Here is a 14,045-nt window from a genome sequence, read left to right on the forward strand (position 1 = left end):
TCAGAAGTCGGTGTCGCCCTCATAGCCGCTGAGTTCAGCCAGTGTGTCGAGCCCTTTCACCCCGGAATCGATGCTGCCGTTGATCTCCCAGCTGGGGAAACCCTCCAATCCTTTGCTGCGGCACAGGTCGGCCTGGTTGTTCTCACCATCCGGCGCACACTCCACCACGTTCAACTGATCCGAGGCCTGCTTGCCGAACAGCTCCTTCTGTTCGTGGCAGTGGGGGCACCAGTAGGCGGAGTACATCACAGCTCCGCTGCTGGTGAGGTGCTCAGCCAAGGAGATCGAAGCTGGCGTGCTCTCGGTGGTGACAAGCGGTGCGACGCCTGATCCATTGGCCACGGCCTCGGGCCGATTCGGATCCACCACGGACGCCCAGATCAAGCCCCCTAGCAGCACCGCCAGGGCCAGAAGCACGCCGCGGAACAGCAGCTGACCGAAGTCGTCCCAACCACCACCAACGATGGACAGCACAAACAGGGCGAGGGACAGCGCAGCCGAAAGAACGCAGAAAAAGCAGAAGGCCTGGATCTTGAGCAGCATCACCCCCAACAGCACACCGCTGAAGACGGCCATACCGAGGGACACGGCGAACAGCCCCCACCAGGTGCGACGGGACAAGTCACCCTTGTTCTCTTGCAGCCCTGGCAACAGGGGCAGCAGCGCCATCAGCAGCACGGCGCCGTAGGCCAGCACCCCCACCAACGACAGAGGAATCCCGGCAAAGACTGTTCCCCAGGCACTGTTGAGCACCTTGTCGCAACCGTCGGCCCCCATCGGACAGGTGAGGTTGCCAAGCAAACCCCAGCGCTTGAGGGTGATCGAACCGGTATCGATCAACCCCGCGGTGGCCAGCACCGCCATGGCGATGCGGGCCCATTTGGCGCCGGAATCCTGGCGGCGACGGCTGACGAGACGGGTGGTGCCCATCCTTGATCTTCAAGTAATCGGATTCTGTCAGTTCCGGCGTGATCAGGCCGCTTCGTAGGGTGATCTTTGGCCTGCCGGCGACGTGATGACAAGCACCCCGACGAAACCGACGGTCGCCTTCGCCCACCTGGGCTGCGAGAAGAACCGGGTGGACACCGAACACATGGTGGGGCTGCTGGCGGAAGCGGGCTACGGCGTCAGCACCGATGAGAGCGATGCCGCCGTGGTGGTGGTGAACACCTGCAGCTTCATCCAGGACGCCCGCGAAGAATCGGTGCGCACCCTTGTGGGACTGGCGGAACAGGGCAAGGAATTGATCATTGCGGGATGCCTGGCCCAACATTTCCAGGAGGAGTTGCTGGAGTCGATCCCCGAGGCCAAAGCCATCGTGGGAACCGGCGACTACCAGCACATCGTGGATGTGTTGCAGCGGGTGGAAGCGGGGGAGCGGGTGAACCAGGTGAGCGCCGTTCCCACCTTTGTGGGTGACGAACACCTGCCACGCCAACGCACCACCGACCAGGCGGTGGCCTTCCTCAAGGTGGCCGAAGGCTGCGACTACCGCTGCGCTTTCTGCATCATTCCCAAGCTGCGAGGGGATCAGCGCAGTCGGCCGATCGAATCCATCGTGGCTGAAGCCCACCAACTGGCGGAACAGGGGGTGCAGGAGCTGATCCTGATCAGCCAGATCACCACCAACTACGGCCTCGACCTCTACGGCAAACCCAAGCTGGCGGAACTGCTGCGGGCCCTTGGCGACGTGGAGATCCCCTGGATCCGGGTCCACTACGCCTATCCCACCGGGCTGACGCCGGACGTGCTGGCGGCCTACCGGGAGGTCCCCAATGTGGTGCCTTATCTGGATCTGCCGTTGCAGCACAGCCATCCGGAAGTGCTGCGGGCGATGAACCGCCCCTGGCAGGCGGATGTGAACGACCGCCTGCTGGATCAGATCCGCGACCAACTCCCCGATGCGGTGCTGCGCACCACGTTGATCGTGGGGTTCCCCGGCGAAACAGAGGAGCACTTCCAGCACCTGATGGGCTTCCTCGAGCGCCAACGCTTCGATCATGTGGGGGTGTTCACCTTCTCGCCGGAGGACGGCACAGCAGCGGCGGACCTGCCCGATCGCGTCGATCCCGAGGTGGCCCAAGCTCGCAAGGATGCCCTGATGGCTCTGCAACAACCCATTTCGGAGGAACGCAACAGCCGCTGGGTGGGGCGCACTGTTGACGTGCTGATCGAACAGCACAACCCTCAAACCGGCGAGATGATCGGGCGCTGCGCCCGATTTGCCCCGGAAGTGGACGGTGAAGTGCGGGTGCAGCCCGGAGCCGATGGGCAGCAAGCTGCACCGGGCAGCCTGGTGCCGGTGGAGATCACCGGGGCTGACATCTACGACCTCAGCGGGCGGATTGTTGGTGCCCGCGCCATGGTGGCCGCAGCGAAACGCCAGGGTTGACCCTCCTCAAACTGCGGAACGAGCAGCAACGCCAGCTTTTTCTGATCGCCTCGGGCGTGAGCACGGCGGGTTCGTTTGCCGGCATCACCGCCAAGGGCTGGATTCTGATGAAAGGGGGCGTGGATCCCTTCGTGCTGGCGTTGAACTTCGCCGCTCTTTCACTTCCCACCCTGCTGGTGAGTGGTCCCGCGGGGGTGCGCACCGACCGGATGGGCTGTGAACGGGTGCTGGTGCAGGCGCAATGGGCACTGCTGGCTGCCTCTGGCCTGGGGGCATTGGCAATTCCCCTGTTGGAGGGCACGGCCCAGGTGCTGCTGCTGCTCTGCAGCACCCTGTTGGTGGGCATCGCCGGTGCCTATGAGCTGACGGCCCGCAACAAGTACTGCTCGATCCTGGTGGAGCGGCAGGAACAGCTGGCGGGCTACCTCACCAGCTTTTCGGTGGTGTTCAACGTGGGCAAGCTGGTGGGCCCGCCGATCGGCGGGTTGTTGCTGGCGGCCACTGGCCCGGCCTGGGCCCTGGGTATTGATGCGGCCAGCTATCTGCTGCCAATCGCCAGTGTGATGTTCTTGCTCAACCCACATCGGGATCGGGAAGTGCGCAGCAGCAGCGGTCAAGATGCCAGCCTGCTCAATGCCTGGCGCCACTGCGGTGGCACCCTTCAAGGGGTGCTCAGCTTCACTGCTGTGCTGTGTCTGATCGGGTTTTATCACCCGGGACTGGCCCCGTTGATCGCCTTCGATCAGCTTGGGCCCAAGCCCACGGATCTTGGGCTGTTCACCAGTGTGCTGGCGGGCGGGAGCATCGTGGGGGGCCTGGTGCTGCAGCGCAACAGCCAGCGTTTCTGCCGGCGCCCTTTCCTCACCCTCGGGGGGTTTGGCTTGATTACCGCAGTGGCCCAACTGGGAATGGCCCGTACTCCAGGGCCTGTGTTCAGCCTGGCCATGGCCTTTCTGATCGGTGCCGGCACAGCCGGGCTGCTGAGCAGCTGCAACCTGATCAGTCAGATCGGCTCACCGCAAGTGATGCGAGGCCGGATGGCTGGGCTCAGCCAGATCGCCTTCCTCGGCGGTGGCGGGCTCAGCGGATTGATCGTTGCCCAGATGGTGATGTTCACCAATCTCTCCACGGCTTTTGCCGTCACCGGCGGCCTCAGCGCAGCTGTAGCTGTGCTCTGGATACGAAAGCGAGGAGCCAAGACGTTGGAACCGCTCAGATGAGCTTGATTCCTTTGAGCAGCTTGGTGAGCACAAAAGCCGTCACCAGTCCGGAACCAACCAGGCCGAGATAGATGCCGACGCCCATGTGCAAGTACGGAGGTGGCCACCATTAGATCAGACACAGGCCTGAGTTCCGGCCATTGCGCTTAAGGTTTGTGAACAGCTGATACCAATTGAAAGGTATCTCCAGCCGGGCCGACCGGACCTCCATCCACCAACGCCCGACGCCATGCGCACTCTTTTCGTTTACCCCGAATTCCCGAAGACCTTCTGGAGTTACGAAAAGATTCTCGAGCTGGTGAATCGCAAAGTGCTGCTGCCTCCCCTGGGGATGGTGACCGTGGCAGCACTTCTCCCCCAGGAATGGGAGATGAAGCTGGTGGACCGGAACGTGCGGGAAGTAACGGACGAGGAGTGGGACTGGGCCGAGCTGGTGATCATCTCGGGAATGATCGTCCAGAAGGACGACATGGCCGTGCAGATCGGCAAAGCCAAGCAGCGGGGCCTGCCCGTGGCCATCGGCGGCCCCTTCGCCAGTTCCACGCCAGATGCACCGGAACTGGATCTGGCGGACTTCAAGATCCTCGATGAAGGGGAAATCACCCTGCCGATGTTCCTGGAGGCCCTGGAACGGGGGGAAACGAAAGGGCGCTTCACCGCCGAGGGCGATAAGCCGGATGTGACCGCCACACCGATTCCGCGCTTCGATCTGCTTCAGCTGGACGCCTACGACTCGATGAGCGTTCAGTTCTCTCGCGGCTGCCCGTTCAATTGCGAGTTCTGCGACATCATCGTTCTCTATGGCCGCAAGCCCCGCACCAAAACACCTGAGCAGTTGGTGGCCGAACTGCAGTATCTGCACGACCTGGGCTGGCGGCGCTCGATCTTTCTGGTGGACGACAACTTCATCGGCAACAAGCGCAACGCCAAGTTGCTGCTGCCCCAGATCCGCACCTGGCAGGAGGAGCGCGGGTACCCCTTCAGCTTCTCCACCGAAGCCTCCGTGGATCTGGCCGACGACGAGGAGATGATGCGGATGATGCACGACGCCCGTTTTGAAAGCGTCTTCCTGGGCATCGAAACACCGGATGAGGCGAGCCTGGAAACGGCGCGCAAGGTGCAGAACACGCGCAATCCTCTCGATGCTGCGGTGGACCGCATCACCGCCAACGGCATCCGGGTGATGGCGGGCTTCATCATCGGCTTCGACGGTGAGAAGGATGGCGCCGGGCGCCGGATCGTGGACTTTGTGACCCGCACTGGTATCCCCGCCGCGATGATGGGCATGTTGCAGGCTCTGCCCAAAACAGCCCTCTGGGCACGGCTGGAGCGGGAAGGCCGCCTGATCCAAGGAGAAGACGCCGCCAAGGGCGTGAACCAGACGAACCTGCTGAACTTCGAACCCACCCGGCCGATCCGAGATATCGCCAACGAGTACGTGGAAGCCTTCTGCGCGCTCTATGAACCCAACGCCTATATGGATCGGGTTTACAGCTATTACCTGAAGATGGGCGCACCCCGCTGGAAAGCCGCGGCCAAACTGCCCAGCCTGGTGGACCTCAAGGCGCTGAGCATCGTGGTGTGGCGGCAGGGCATCAAGCGCAACACCCGAACCCGCTTCTGGCGTTACCTGGTCGGCATGGCACGCAACAACCCCGCCCTGCTTGAACAGTTCCTATCGGTGCTGGCCCACAACGAGCACTTCCTCGAATACCGCTCGATCGTTCAGCAGGAAATCCGCGAACAGCTGGAATCGCTACCACCCGAAGAACCCACACCAGCCAAAGAACTGCAGCCGGCCTGATCCTCAGTCCTGCACATAGACCGTGCCGTCACGCAGGCACTGCTCAGCCTTCTGCAACTCCCGCCCCAAATAAAGGGCATGGTCGAGGAGACTGACCGGGTGTGGGGCTTCCCCTTCCGTGAGCTGGATCCCCAGCTGTTTGGCCGTACCGCCGCGGTAAACCGCTGAAGGGCGCCGAGGTGCATTGCCCCCGTCGCAGCGCAACACCTCACCGGTCTCAGAATCTCGGGCCAACCCCTTGTCATCAATGGTGTTGCCGTAGTGCTCAAGCACCAGTTCGGCAGCATCACGATCCAGCTTGATCAGGAAATACCCACTGGGATCCAGAGCGATGAACCGCTGGGACAGGCGCTGATCAAGTGCATCCATTGCCGCAGCGGTGGATGCCGGTGCTTCCGGAGTTGTGGTCATGCCTTCAACCTACAAAGCCAAGGCCGGAGGTTCCGCTTTGAAGGGAAGCTCCGCATTGATGGCCTCGATCTCCTCAAGCATCAAGCCATTCACCTTGGGCAACCAGGCGCGGATCAACTGATCCATCTGGGGCTGATACCAGCGGTGCAGGCTGGCGTGGGGCCGTGCCACAAAGCCTCGCCGGCGTTTGTGGCTGCCACCGGCTCCGGGGTCAAAGCTGACGATGCCGTTGGCCAAAGACCATTCGATCGGAGCGTAGTAACAGACTTCGAAGTGAAGACAATCGATCTCCTCGTGGCTGCCCCAGTAGCGGCCCCAGAGCTGTCGGCCGTCCTGCACGCACATCGACATCGCCACCGGATCGCGCGGGTCACCGCGGTGGGCAGAAAAAAGCACCAGCTGATCGCGGTGCAGCCGTGCCAACGCTTCAAAAAAGCCCTCTTCCAGGTACTTGCTGCCCCACGGTCCCCAGCGAGCACAGTGCTGCTCGTAGAAACGATGCATGGATTGCAACAGCGGCAGATCCAGCTGATCTCCGCTGAGGGGTGTCACGGTAATCCCGGCTTTGGCAACGGCCTTGCGTTCCCGCTTGATGTTGCGGCGCTGGTTGGCATTGAAGCCCTTGAGGTAATCCTCAAACGTCTGGTCGTCGCCGCGGCTCCACAGGCTCTGCTGGTTCAGCCAGGCGGCACAGCCGGCGGCCTCCGCCAGTGGCCGCCACTGCGGATCCACGTAGAGGAAATTGCAGCTGAGGATGCCGTTCTGTTCGCAGAAGCGATCGATCGCCCGCAGCAACTCCCGGGTGAGCAGAGCTTCATCTTCTCCAGATCGCACATGGAAGCGGTAACCCAGCACTGGGCTGACCGGACTCATACCCAGGAGCTTGGGGTAGTAGCGGAGCCCCAGGTCCGCCGCCAGACGGGCAAAGGTCTGGTCGAACACAAACTCGCCATAGCTGTGGCCCTTGAGGAACAGTGGAGCCACCGCAATCGGGATGTCATCACGCCAGAGGGCCAGATGCAGGGGCTGCCAGCCCTGCTCGGGAATGATGCTGCCTGAGCTTTCCAAAGCCTCCAGCCAGCTCCAGCGGTAAAAGGGGATCGCATCGGCTCCCACCAGGCTGTTCCACTGCTGCTCCGGGATCTCGTTGATGGAGCGATGCCAACGGGCCGTGAGTGACGTCATTGCGACGGTGTCTTTGGCCTTGATCCGATGACCTTAACCAGGGAGCCATCACTGGCGATCAGGCCATGGGGTCTGCACTCATCGTGATCACCGCCTTGGTGAAGTCGATGTCCAGATCATTGGCATCAACGCCCTTCACCACGGCTTTGACGTCGTCGCCCTTAACAATCCAGGCGTTCTCGCCACGCTGCTCGATCCGCGTGGATTTACAGCCGCAAAAGGTGATCGTGTCACCCGCTTCAAAGTCCATGATCTTCATGTGCCCCTTCCCACCATTGAGGGTCTTAAAGGTGTCATCGTCCTCACCACCCCAGACACGGTATTTCCCTTCTTCGGTGGCGATCACATCAGCTCCACCAAGGCCATAAACCAACTTCTTGAGGCGGGTCCCCGTGAGTTCGTCGGCACCTTCCGTACCCCGAAGCTTTTTGAGCGACGCCGCATTCATCTTGATCTCGGCTTTATCGAAATCGATGTCCAGATCCTCAGCATCAATTCCCTTCAGCACGGCTTTGACGTCGTCGGCCTTGACGATCCAGGCGTCCTTGCCGCGCTGTTCAATCCGTGTGGATGCACAGCCGCAGAAGGTGATCGTGTCACCGGCGTCGAAGTCCATGATTTTCATATAGCCCTTCCCACCGTTGAGGGTCTTGAAGGTGTCGGCCTCATCGCCCCCCCAAACTTTGAAACGGCCCTCCGGGGTGGAAATGATGTCGTTGCCGCCACGACCGTAGATCCGCTTCATTCTCTTGGTCCCAATCAGTTCATCGGCACCGTTCGTTCCCAAGAGCTTTTTCCGACGTTTCTTCGCCATTTACACCATGGATTTTGCTCAGGCTAGGGAGTGGATTCAGCCGTGCACTCCCCCAGTTGGGGGAGTGCGCAGACGGCGATAACGCAGCAACCATTCCCCGCCAACCAGGGGATGTGCACCCTCATCAGTCCAGGCCTCCGGCAGGCTGAACGCTTCAGGCAACCCCGAACAGGCTGTGGGCAACCAGGTGTTGCCGCCCCCAAGAAGCCGGGGCACCAGGGTGAGCTGCAGGGCATCGACGCAATCCACGGCCAGCAGGTCCGCAGCGAGACGGGCACCACCGAGCAGCACCAGCCGATGAATACCAGCGGCTCCTAGAGCTTCCAGTCGCTGGGGCCAAGATTCACCAAGAGGGATCCAACGTTGAAATCCAACCTCCACTGGAGCCGGCGCCAATAACCAGCGCTGCAATGGTTGCCTGAAAAAAAGCCAGTCCTCATCGAAGTCCGGCGATCGGCTCACCACCACAGCGGCCGGCTGCTCGGTTCGCCCCTCGCTACGGCGTTGCTCAAGCAGCTGAGGGCTGCGGATCAAGCAGGTGCACTGATGAGCCCGCAAGGTTCCGGCACCGATCAAGCAGGCATCCCCCCAGGCAAGGGCATGCTCCAGGGCACGACGGTCACCTTCACCCCCCAGCTGGGCAGCACCCCCTTCTGGCGGGGCCAAGCGTCCATCGAGGCTGATGGCCAGCACCAGCCGCACGAAGGGACGCGTGGGAGTGGGGCGTGAAGGGGTGAGGCGTTGAGGCATCAAGCCTTCGATCAGACAGCAGCCACGGCATCAAGGGCAGCTGGGGACATCTCCAGTTGCGGTGCTTCGGCGTAAACCTCGGCCGCATTGTTCGGGCTCTCCTGCAATCGCACCTTGTGCAAGCTGGCGCCGATGGCCTTGATCGGGCTGGAGAGACGATCAGCGATGTGCAGTGCGATGTTCTCAGCCGTGGGCACGCACTCCTCGAAGAAGGGCACATCCTTGTTGAGAAAAGTGTGGTCGAAGGGCTCAACCACCAGATCATCCACGAGGCGCTGCAGAGCGTAGAGGTCGCAGACCATGCCGGTGCGTGGATCGATCTCACCGCGCACGGTCACGTCCACCAGGTAGTTGTGGCCATGGCCGTGGGGACGGGCGCACTTGCCGTAGATCGCTTCGTTCTCCTCCTGGCTGAGTTCCGGGCGGGCCAGCCGGTGAGCAGCGGCGAAATGGGTGCGGATGGTGAGGAAGGCGTCCATGGGATGTCCGAGATAGTCGGCCCAAAGGCCCGGTTGTTCGTAGAGGCGCAGCGCCGTGATCGGCAGATGAGGGCTGAGGCGCTGCCAGATCACCCGCACCAGGGCCTCGGTGGTGGGGAGGCAACCTTCAGCGGTGGCAACATCAAATTCCGCCCAGGCCTCATTGAGGAAGCGGAAATCGAGCTGGCCCGTCACCTCGTTGCGGATGGCGTGCTTCACCTCCGAGAGGTTGAGCACCATGCCGTCGGCGTCCAGACCACCAGCCATGGACACGATCAACTCGTAGTTGTGCCCATGGCCAGGAGCCAAAGCGCAGGGCCCGAAGCGGGCGGCATTGTCATCGGCAGACAGTTCTGGCAGCCAATAACGATGGCTGGCACTGAAACAGGCCCTCCTGGTGATGACACAACCACGACCTTGGCCGTGCCGTGCTTGTGACTTCGTTTCAGTCATGTGACGTTCCGGCCGCGAGGCATCCTAATGAGCTAGTGCCGTTTCCGAGTCATGGCGGATTCCACCACCACCCTCAAGCAGCGTCTTGCCGGGCGCAGCCTCTATCTGGTGGGAATGATGGGCAGCGGCAAGACGAGCACGGGCCGCCCCCTGGCCGAACGCCTGGGCTACGGCTTTGTGGATGCCGATGCCGTGATCGAACAGGCGGCGGGCTGCAGCATCCCGGACATCTTCGATCGGGATGGCGAAGCGGGCTTCCGCAGCCTGGAAAGCCAGGTGCTCAGTGCGATCAGTCAGCGCCACTCGCTGGTGGTGGCCACAGGTGGCGGTGTGGTGACCCAGCCGGAGAACTGGGGAATGCTCCACAGCGGCATCGTGATCTGGCTCGATGTGGTGCCCGATCAGTTGCTGCAGCGGCTGAACGCTGACAGCACCGTGCGCCCGTTGCTGCAAACCGCCGATCCAGAGGCGGCTTTGAACGCGCTGTTGAACGAGCGTCGTCCCCTCTATGCCGAGGCCGATCTGACGGTGGTGATCAACGACGAAACCCCAGAGGCCGTGGCCGACGGAATCCTGCAACTGGTGCCAAGCCTGCTGAAGGATCCGACCCAACGCCGAACCGACTGAATCTCAAGCGGTGGGCGGCTCCAACCGCACCGCAAACCACTGCAAGATCACCCCGGGGCTGATCTCCAGATCACAGGCCGTGTCGATCAACCGCTGCGCCGCTGCATCCACATCGGGTTGATCGGCCAGATCGGCCGGCAACTGATCGAGGCTGCGCAACCAACCGCTCAGCCATGTCAACGTGTCTGCAGCGCTGAGCAGCTGCTCCGGCTTGCCGGGCTCCAGCACCACATAGTCATCAAGGGCACGGATCAGGGGATCAGACATGGAACGGCAGATGTGGATGCTGCTGATCGGCCTCACCATCCTGCTCAGTGGCAGCCCCGCCTGGGCCCAGACAGGTCTTGAGCAGCGGTTGAACAGTTGGCCCGACTGGAGCCTGCCGGCACCGTTGCCGCGGCCCTCAAATCGGGACGACCTGATTTACCCCCACTGGTTTGCCGGGCTTTGGCAGGTGGAGAGCATTGATCTCGATGCCCCAGACGATCCACCGCTGCTGCATCAAGCACGGTTTCAAGCCGACCGGCGCGGTCGACTGGTCGGCGATCGCAGCTTCAACGCCACAGCCATCGGTCGTGCCCTGCTTGGCGAGCAACTGCTGAAGGTGGAAGAAGACCCCGACTCCGCCAACCGCCAGATTGCCCGACTCAAGGGGGATCTCTATCTCGAGACCACGGTGACGGGCCGCCGCCAGGAGACCCCGAGCGCTGACACCTTCCTGGCCGACGAACTGGTGCTGCAGATCCTGCATGCCCCCGGTCCACCGCGGCTGAGCCGGATCGAAACCCTGAGCCGCTACAGCCGCTGTGGCGACGACATCTGCGCCGAGCAGTGGCAGGGGCGCTATGCCTCGCCGGGCGAGAGCCTGCGAGATCAGGCCATCGCCCAGCACCACTACCAGCTGCGCTTCACACCTCTTCCAGGGTCCGCTCCATCAATTTGAGTTCAATCTGGTCTCGCCACTGGAACAGGGGCTGAAGCTTGGGGTGATCGCTCAGCCCGGGCACGCCCTTGCCGGCCAGGGCCGAACCCGCAGAGGAGGGGAAGCGAAGCAGCGACAACTGGGCCGCGACAGCGATGTCCGCCAGGGTCATGCTGTCGCCCACCAACCAGGGGCTGGCCTGCACAGATTTGGCCAGCTGCTCAAGGCTGGCCAGCAACTCGGTGCGTTCCTTCTGGTTCACCAGTTCCGTGATGTTGCTCACCCAACCGCCGGGGATCACGCCCATCACCGACCGCACGGGATCGGGCACATCGTCGGGCAGCAGGGCAACCCGCAGCTCAGGATCCAGCGCCGCGGCCTGCACCAGGGAGGAACGGCCGGCCATCGCCAGGGTGGTGTCGGCCCAGTCCTCGAGCAGATGCACCTGGGCGGCCTGGCGTGGATCAGCAGGGATCAGGGCTGGATCGGGCTCCCGCTGATCCAGGTGCAAAGCAATGGCGGTGGAGTCGGCAATCACTTGATCCCCATCCACCAGTACGGGAACTTGGCGTTGGCCAGACAGGCGGAACACGGCCACCTGGCCGACGCCGGGGGTCACCTCCACGGTGCGGAAACTCAGTCCCTTGGCCTGCAACACCATCCGCACCTTGAGGCAGAAGGCGGAATGGCGGAATTGATGCAGCTCCAACATGTCCAAAACAGCCATGGGCCCGGCAGAGTAGCCAGCAGATTCATGAGCTCGCCAGAACCATGCGGGAGTTTTTCCTCAACGTCTCCCGTTATCCCCGTTACTTAATCGCCTTCACCCTCGGGGTGATGAACTCCGTCGCCGAACCCCTGGCCGCACGCCGCAGCAACCCGGTCACGGCCGTGGCCTTGATCGGCGCCCTGATCAGCGGTGGAATCAGCCTCACCTTGGTGCTGCGTGCCATGGTGAATTCAGCACCGATGGCGTGATGGCACAGGGGCGTCGAGTGGAGCGGGTGGCCGCCCTGATCCGCAAAGAAGTCAGCGAACTGATGATCAACGGCATCCGTGATGAACGGGTGCACCAGGGCATGGTGAGCATCACCGAAGTGGAGGTGTCCGGCGATCTGCAGCACTGCAAGATCTTCGTGAGCGTTTTCGGAGAGGCCCAGGAGCGCGACCAGGTGCTCGAGGGCCTTCAGGCCGCAAGCGGCTTCCTGCGGGGAGAACTGGGGCGGCGGCTGCAGATGCGACGCGCCCCCGAGGTGGTGTTCCAGCTGGATCGAGGCCTGGAACGGGGCACCTCCGTCCTGGGACTGCTGAATCGCCTCGAAGACGAACGGCAGCAGCGGGGCGAGATTCCACCGGGGAGTGATCAACAGCCAGGCAGTGATGAACAGCCGGCCCGCTAACAGCCTGCGGCGCCGCGTAGCGGAACTGCTGGTGGTGCGGGCCAGTGGTCATCTGAGCGACCAGCAGCGTCGCTACCCGCAGTGGGACCTTCCAAACAGCGAACTGCAGCGCCTGCTGCGGGACGGTGTTGGTGGCGTGATCCTGCTAGGGGGCAGCGCTGTTGAGCTGCAACAACGCACCCAGCAACTGCAGGGCTGGAGTGAGCAGCGGTTGCTGGTCTGCGCGGACGTTGAAGAGGGCGTTGGCCAGCGCTTCGAAGGGGCCAGCTGGCTGGTGCCGCCCCTGGCCCTTGGGCGTCTCCACAAGCAGGACCCCGAGCTGGCCTTGAATTTGAGTGAGCGCTACGGCCGCTGCACCGGCGAACAGGCCCGCCGCTGCGGGCTGAACTGGGTGCTGGGGCCGGTGTGCGACGTCAACAACAACCCCGCCAACCCGGTGATCAATGTCCGGGCCTGGGGCGAAGATCCCAAGAGTGCCAGCGCCCTGGCCGTGGCCTTCCAGCAGGGGCTGAAGCAGGCGGGTGTTCTCGGATGCGCCAAGCACTTTCCGGGCCACGGCGACACCACCAGCGACTCCCATCTGGACCTGCCGGTGCTGCCCCACAGCCGCGAGCGGCTGGATCAGATCGAAATGCCACCCTTTCGGGCCGCCATTGCCGCCGGCGTGGACAGCGTGATGACGGCTCACCTGGTGCTGCCAGAGCTGGACCCGCAGCAGCCCGCCACTCTCTCCAAAGCCGTGCTCACCGATCTGCTGAGGCAGGAGATGGGCTTCAACGGGTTGGTGGTGACCGATGCTCTGGTGATGGAAGCGATCAGGGCGCGGCATGGCCCGGCAGAGGCGGCCGTGCTGGCCGTTGAAGCGGGGGCCGACCTGATCCTGATGCCGGCGGATGCCGATGCCGCCATTGAGGGCCTCTGCGACGGCTTCCGCAGCGGACGGCTGCCTCTCGAGCGGTTGGACGAGAGCCTGCAGCGCCGGGCCGATGCTCTGGCATCAATCCCTGGCGGTGTTGCGTCCAGTCCGATCGTTAACGCAGCCGACAGGGCCCTGGAGGCGGAGCTGGTGCGCCACAGCATCAGCATTCGTGGTGAAGCGGTTCAGGCGAACACGGGCATCAACCTGGTGCGCGTGGATGCCCTGGTGCCCAGCGCAGCCGCCCTCAGCGGCTGGTCACCGGCCCTGCGCATCCCTGAAGCTCATGGGTTCCGCTCGCTCGTGCTGCACGGCGAGGGCCTGTCGCCCTGGAGCGACCAACCGAAGGCGCCCCTGGCAATGGACCGGCTCGGCGACGGAGCGGTGCTGCTGCAGCTGTTCCTGCGGGGCAACCCCTTCCGGGCCGGGCGGGATGCCCAGGAACCCTGGGCCGCAGCGATCCAACAACTGATCGCCCTCAACCGGCTGGCCGGGGTCGTGGTCTATGGCAGCCCTTACCTGTGGGACAACCTGCAGCCACTGCTACCCAGCAACTGCCCTGCCGCCTATTCCGCCGGCCAGATGCAGGAAGCCCAACGCCAGGTGCTCAACGCGCTGTTCCCCACCGCAACGCCGACGGGCAACAGCGGTGCATTCACCGACTGACCACCG

The 14,045-nt window shown here is 63.2% G+C and carries 17 protein-coding genes; 8 read left to right on the top strand and 9 right to left on the bottom strand.

Going from position 1 to position 14,045, the window contains the following annotated elements:
* On the bottom strand, window positions 1-930 hold the full coding sequence (locus tag SynRS9907_RS12275) for a vitamin K epoxide reductase family protein (protein ID WP_188021204.1): 930 nt from the start codon (window positions 928-930) through the stop codon (window positions 1-3).
* A gap of 85 nt (window positions 931-1,015) precedes the next feature.
* Between SynRS9907_RS12275 and rimO the strand changes: the two genes are divergently transcribed.
* A complete protein-coding gene (gene rimO, locus SynRS9907_RS12280) occupies window positions 1,016-2,392 on the top strand; it encodes a 30S ribosomal protein S12 methylthiotransferase RimO (RefSeq protein WP_188021205.1) in 1,377 nt (458 codons plus the stop codon).
* The gene (locus tag SynRS9907_RS12285; RefSeq protein WP_188021206.1) at window positions 2,389-3,612 is read left to right on the top strand and encodes an MFS transporter; all 1,224 of its coding nucleotides are present in this window, start codon (window positions 2,389-2,391) and stop codon (window positions 3,610-3,612) included. Before rimO ends, SynRS9907_RS12285 begins: the two co-directional genes overlap by 4 nt.
* Here SynRS9907_RS12285 and SynRS9907_RS12290 read toward each other — a convergent pair.
* A complete protein-coding gene (locus tag SynRS9907_RS12290; RefSeq protein ID WP_011365270.1) occupies window positions 3,605-3,697 on the bottom strand; it encodes a hypothetical protein in 93 nt (30 codons plus the stop codon). The two genes, SynRS9907_RS12285 and SynRS9907_RS12290, sit on opposite strands and share 8 nt — an antisense overlap.
* A gap of 144 nt (window positions 3,698-3,841) precedes the next feature.
* On the opposite strand from SynRS9907_RS12290, the gene SynRS9907_RS12295 reads away from it, so the two are divergent.
* Entirely contained in the window at window positions 3,842-5,416 is a 1,575-nt protein-coding gene (locus tag SynRS9907_RS12295; RefSeq protein ID WP_188021207.1) for a B12-binding domain-containing radical SAM protein, read from the top strand.
* 3 nt (window positions 5,417-5,419) lie between these two features.
* Here SynRS9907_RS12295 and SynRS9907_RS12300 read toward each other — a convergent pair whose 3' ends face one another.
* The 5 genes from SynRS9907_RS12300 to SynRS9907_RS12320 form a co-directional block, all read right to left on the bottom strand.
* Complete coding sequence (locus SynRS9907_RS12300; protein ID WP_188021208.1) at window positions 5,420-5,827, bottom strand: DUF4346 domain-containing protein; 408 nt, start codon at window positions 5,825-5,827, stop codon at window positions 5,420-5,422.
* 9 nt (window positions 5,828-5,836) lie between these two features.
* Window positions 5,837-7,012: a GNAT family N-acetyltransferase gene (locus SynRS9907_RS12305; RefSeq protein WP_188021209.1), complete on the bottom strand. Its 1,176-nt coding sequence runs from the start codon at window positions 7,010-7,012 to the stop codon at window positions 5,837-5,839.
* A 58-nt stretch (window positions 7,013-7,070) separates the two neighbouring features.
* Window positions 7,071-7,757: a hypothetical protein gene (locus tag SynRS9907_RS14125; RefSeq protein WP_255445915.1), complete on the bottom strand. Its 687-nt coding sequence runs from the start codon at window positions 7,755-7,757 to the stop codon at window positions 7,071-7,073.
* Window positions 7,758-7,862: 105 nt separating this feature from the next.
* Window positions 7,863-8,576, bottom strand: a complete 714-nt coding sequence (locus SynRS9907_RS12315; protein ID WP_188021210.1) for a RibD family protein — start codon at window positions 8,574-8,576, stop codon at window positions 7,863-7,865.
* An 11-nt stretch (window positions 8,577-8,587) separates the two neighbouring features.
* Complete coding sequence (locus SynRS9907_RS12320) at window positions 8,588-9,508, bottom strand: 6-carboxytetrahydropterin synthase (protein WP_188021211.1); 921 nt, start codon at window positions 9,506-9,508, stop codon at window positions 8,588-8,590.
* 51 nt (window positions 9,509-9,559) lie between these two features.
* On the opposite strand from SynRS9907_RS12320, the gene SynRS9907_RS12325 reads away from it, so the two are divergent.
* The gene (locus SynRS9907_RS12325) at window positions 9,560-10,135 is read left to right on the top strand and encodes a shikimate kinase (RefSeq protein ID WP_188021212.1); all 576 of its coding nucleotides are present in this window, start codon (window positions 9,560-9,562) and stop codon (window positions 10,133-10,135) included.
* A gap of 3 nt (window positions 10,136-10,138) precedes the next feature.
* On the opposite strand, the gene SynRS9907_RS12330 is transcribed toward SynRS9907_RS12325, so the two are convergent.
* Window positions 10,139-10,402 (bottom strand): chlororespiratory reduction protein 7, encoded by a 264-nt coding sequence (locus tag SynRS9907_RS12330; protein ID WP_188021213.1) that lies wholly within the window; start codon window positions 10,400-10,402, stop codon window positions 10,139-10,141.
* Here SynRS9907_RS12330 and SynRS9907_RS12335 point away from each other — a divergent pair.
* A complete protein-coding gene (locus tag SynRS9907_RS12335; RefSeq protein WP_188021214.1) occupies window positions 10,401-11,078 on the top strand; it encodes a DUF6816 family protein in 678 nt (225 codons plus the stop codon). The two genes, SynRS9907_RS12330 and SynRS9907_RS12335, sit on opposite strands and share 2 nt — an antisense overlap.
* Here SynRS9907_RS12335 and SynRS9907_RS12340 read toward each other — a convergent pair.
* Window positions 11,044-11,769 carry a glutathione S-transferase family protein gene (locus SynRS9907_RS12340; RefSeq protein ID WP_188022477.1) on the bottom strand — a complete coding sequence of 242 codons (726 nt, stop codon included), beginning with the start codon at window positions 11,767-11,769 and terminating at the stop codon, window positions 11,044-11,046. The genes SynRS9907_RS12335 and SynRS9907_RS12340 overlap by 35 nt on opposite strands.
* A 59-nt stretch (window positions 11,770-11,828) precedes the next feature.
* Here SynRS9907_RS12340 and SynRS9907_RS12345 point away from each other — a divergent pair, with 59 nt between their 5' ends.
* The 3 genes from SynRS9907_RS12345 to SynRS9907_RS12355 are packed head-to-tail and all read left to right on the top strand — an operon-like array spanning window position 11,829 to window position 14,039.
* The gene (locus tag SynRS9907_RS12345) at window positions 11,829-12,035 is read left to right on the top strand and encodes a DUF751 family protein (RefSeq protein ID WP_006850467.1); all 207 of its coding nucleotides are present in this window, start codon (window positions 11,829-11,831) and stop codon (window positions 12,033-12,035) included.
* On the top strand, window positions 12,035-12,457 hold the full coding sequence (rbfA, locus tag SynRS9907_RS12350; protein ID WP_115080513.1) for a 30S ribosome-binding factor RbfA: 423 nt from the start codon (window positions 12,035-12,037) through the stop codon (window positions 12,455-12,457). The genes SynRS9907_RS12345 and rbfA overlap by 1 nt, the downstream gene beginning before the upstream one ends.
* Entirely contained in the window at window positions 12,438-14,039 is a 1,602-nt protein-coding gene (locus SynRS9907_RS12355; protein WP_188021215.1) for a glycoside hydrolase family 3 N-terminal domain-containing protein, read from the top strand. Before rbfA ends, SynRS9907_RS12355 begins: the two co-directional genes overlap by 20 nt.
* The last annotated feature ends 6 nt before the right edge of the window (window positions 14,040-14,045 follow it).

It is taken from the genome of Synechococcus sp. RS9907 (assembly GCF_014279615.1).
GTDB lineage: Bacteria > Cyanobacteriota > Cyanobacteriia > PCC-6307 > Cyanobiaceae > Parasynechococcus.

Excerpts from the sequence above, each read along its gene's own strand:
- SynRS9907_RS12275 (WP_188021204.1), bottom strand. The coding sequence starts at position 930 with ATGGGCACCACCCGTCTCGTCAGCCGTCGCCGCCAGGATTCCGGCGCC.
- rimO (WP_188021205.1), top strand. The coding sequence starts at position 1,016 with ATGACAAGCACCCCGACGAAACCGACGGTCGCCTTCGCCCACCTGGGC.
- SynRS9907_RS12290 (WP_011365270.1), bottom strand. The coding sequence starts at position 3,697 with ATGGGCGTCGGCATCTATCTCGGCCTGGTTGGTTCCGGACTGGTGACG.
- SynRS9907_RS12295 (WP_188021207.1), top strand. The coding sequence starts at position 3,842 with ATGCGCACTCTTTTCGTTTACCCCGAATTCCCGAAGACCTTCTGGAGT.
- SynRS9907_RS12300 (WP_188021208.1), bottom strand. The coding sequence starts at position 5,827 with ATGACCACAACTCCGGAAGCACCGGCATCCACCGCTGCGGCAATGGAT.
- SynRS9907_RS12305 (WP_188021209.1), bottom strand. The coding sequence starts at position 7,012 with ATGACGTCACTCACGGCCCGTTGGCATCGCTCCATCAACGAGATCCCG.
- SynRS9907_RS14125 (WP_255445915.1), bottom strand. The coding sequence starts at position 7,757 with ATGAAGCGGATCTACGGTCGTGGCGGCAACGACATCATTTCCACCCCG.
- SynRS9907_RS12315 (WP_188021210.1), bottom strand. The coding sequence starts at position 8,576 with ATGCCTCAACGCCTCACCCCTTCACGCCCCACTCCCACGCGTCCCTTC.
- SynRS9907_RS12320 (WP_188021211.1), bottom strand. The coding sequence starts at position 9,508 with ATGACTGAAACGAAGTCACAAGCACGGCACGGCCAAGGTCGTGGTTGT.
- SynRS9907_RS12325 (WP_188021212.1), top strand. The coding sequence starts at position 9,560 with ATGGCGGATTCCACCACCACCCTCAAGCAGCGTCTTGCCGGGCGCAGC.
- SynRS9907_RS12335 (WP_188021214.1), top strand. The coding sequence starts at position 10,401 with ATGGAACGGCAGATGTGGATGCTGCTGATCGGCCTCACCATCCTGCTC.
- SynRS9907_RS12330 (WP_188021213.1), bottom strand. The coding sequence starts at position 10,402 with ATGTCTGATCCCCTGATCCGTGCCCTTGATGACTATGTGGTGCTGGAG.
- SynRS9907_RS12340 (WP_188022477.1), bottom strand. The coding sequence starts at position 11,769 with ATGTTGGAGCTGCATCAATTCCGCCATTCCGCCTTCTGCCTCAAGGTG.
- SynRS9907_RS12345 (WP_006850467.1), top strand. The coding sequence starts at position 11,829 with ATGCGGGAGTTTTTCCTCAACGTCTCCCGTTATCCCCGTTACTTAATC.
- rbfA (WP_115080513.1), top strand. The coding sequence starts at position 12,035 with ATGGCACAGGGGCGTCGAGTGGAGCGGGTGGCCGCCCTGATCCGCAAA.
- SynRS9907_RS12355 (WP_188021215.1), top strand. The coding sequence starts at position 12,438 with ATGAACAGCCGGCCCGCTAACAGCCTGCGGCGCCGCGTAGCGGAACTG.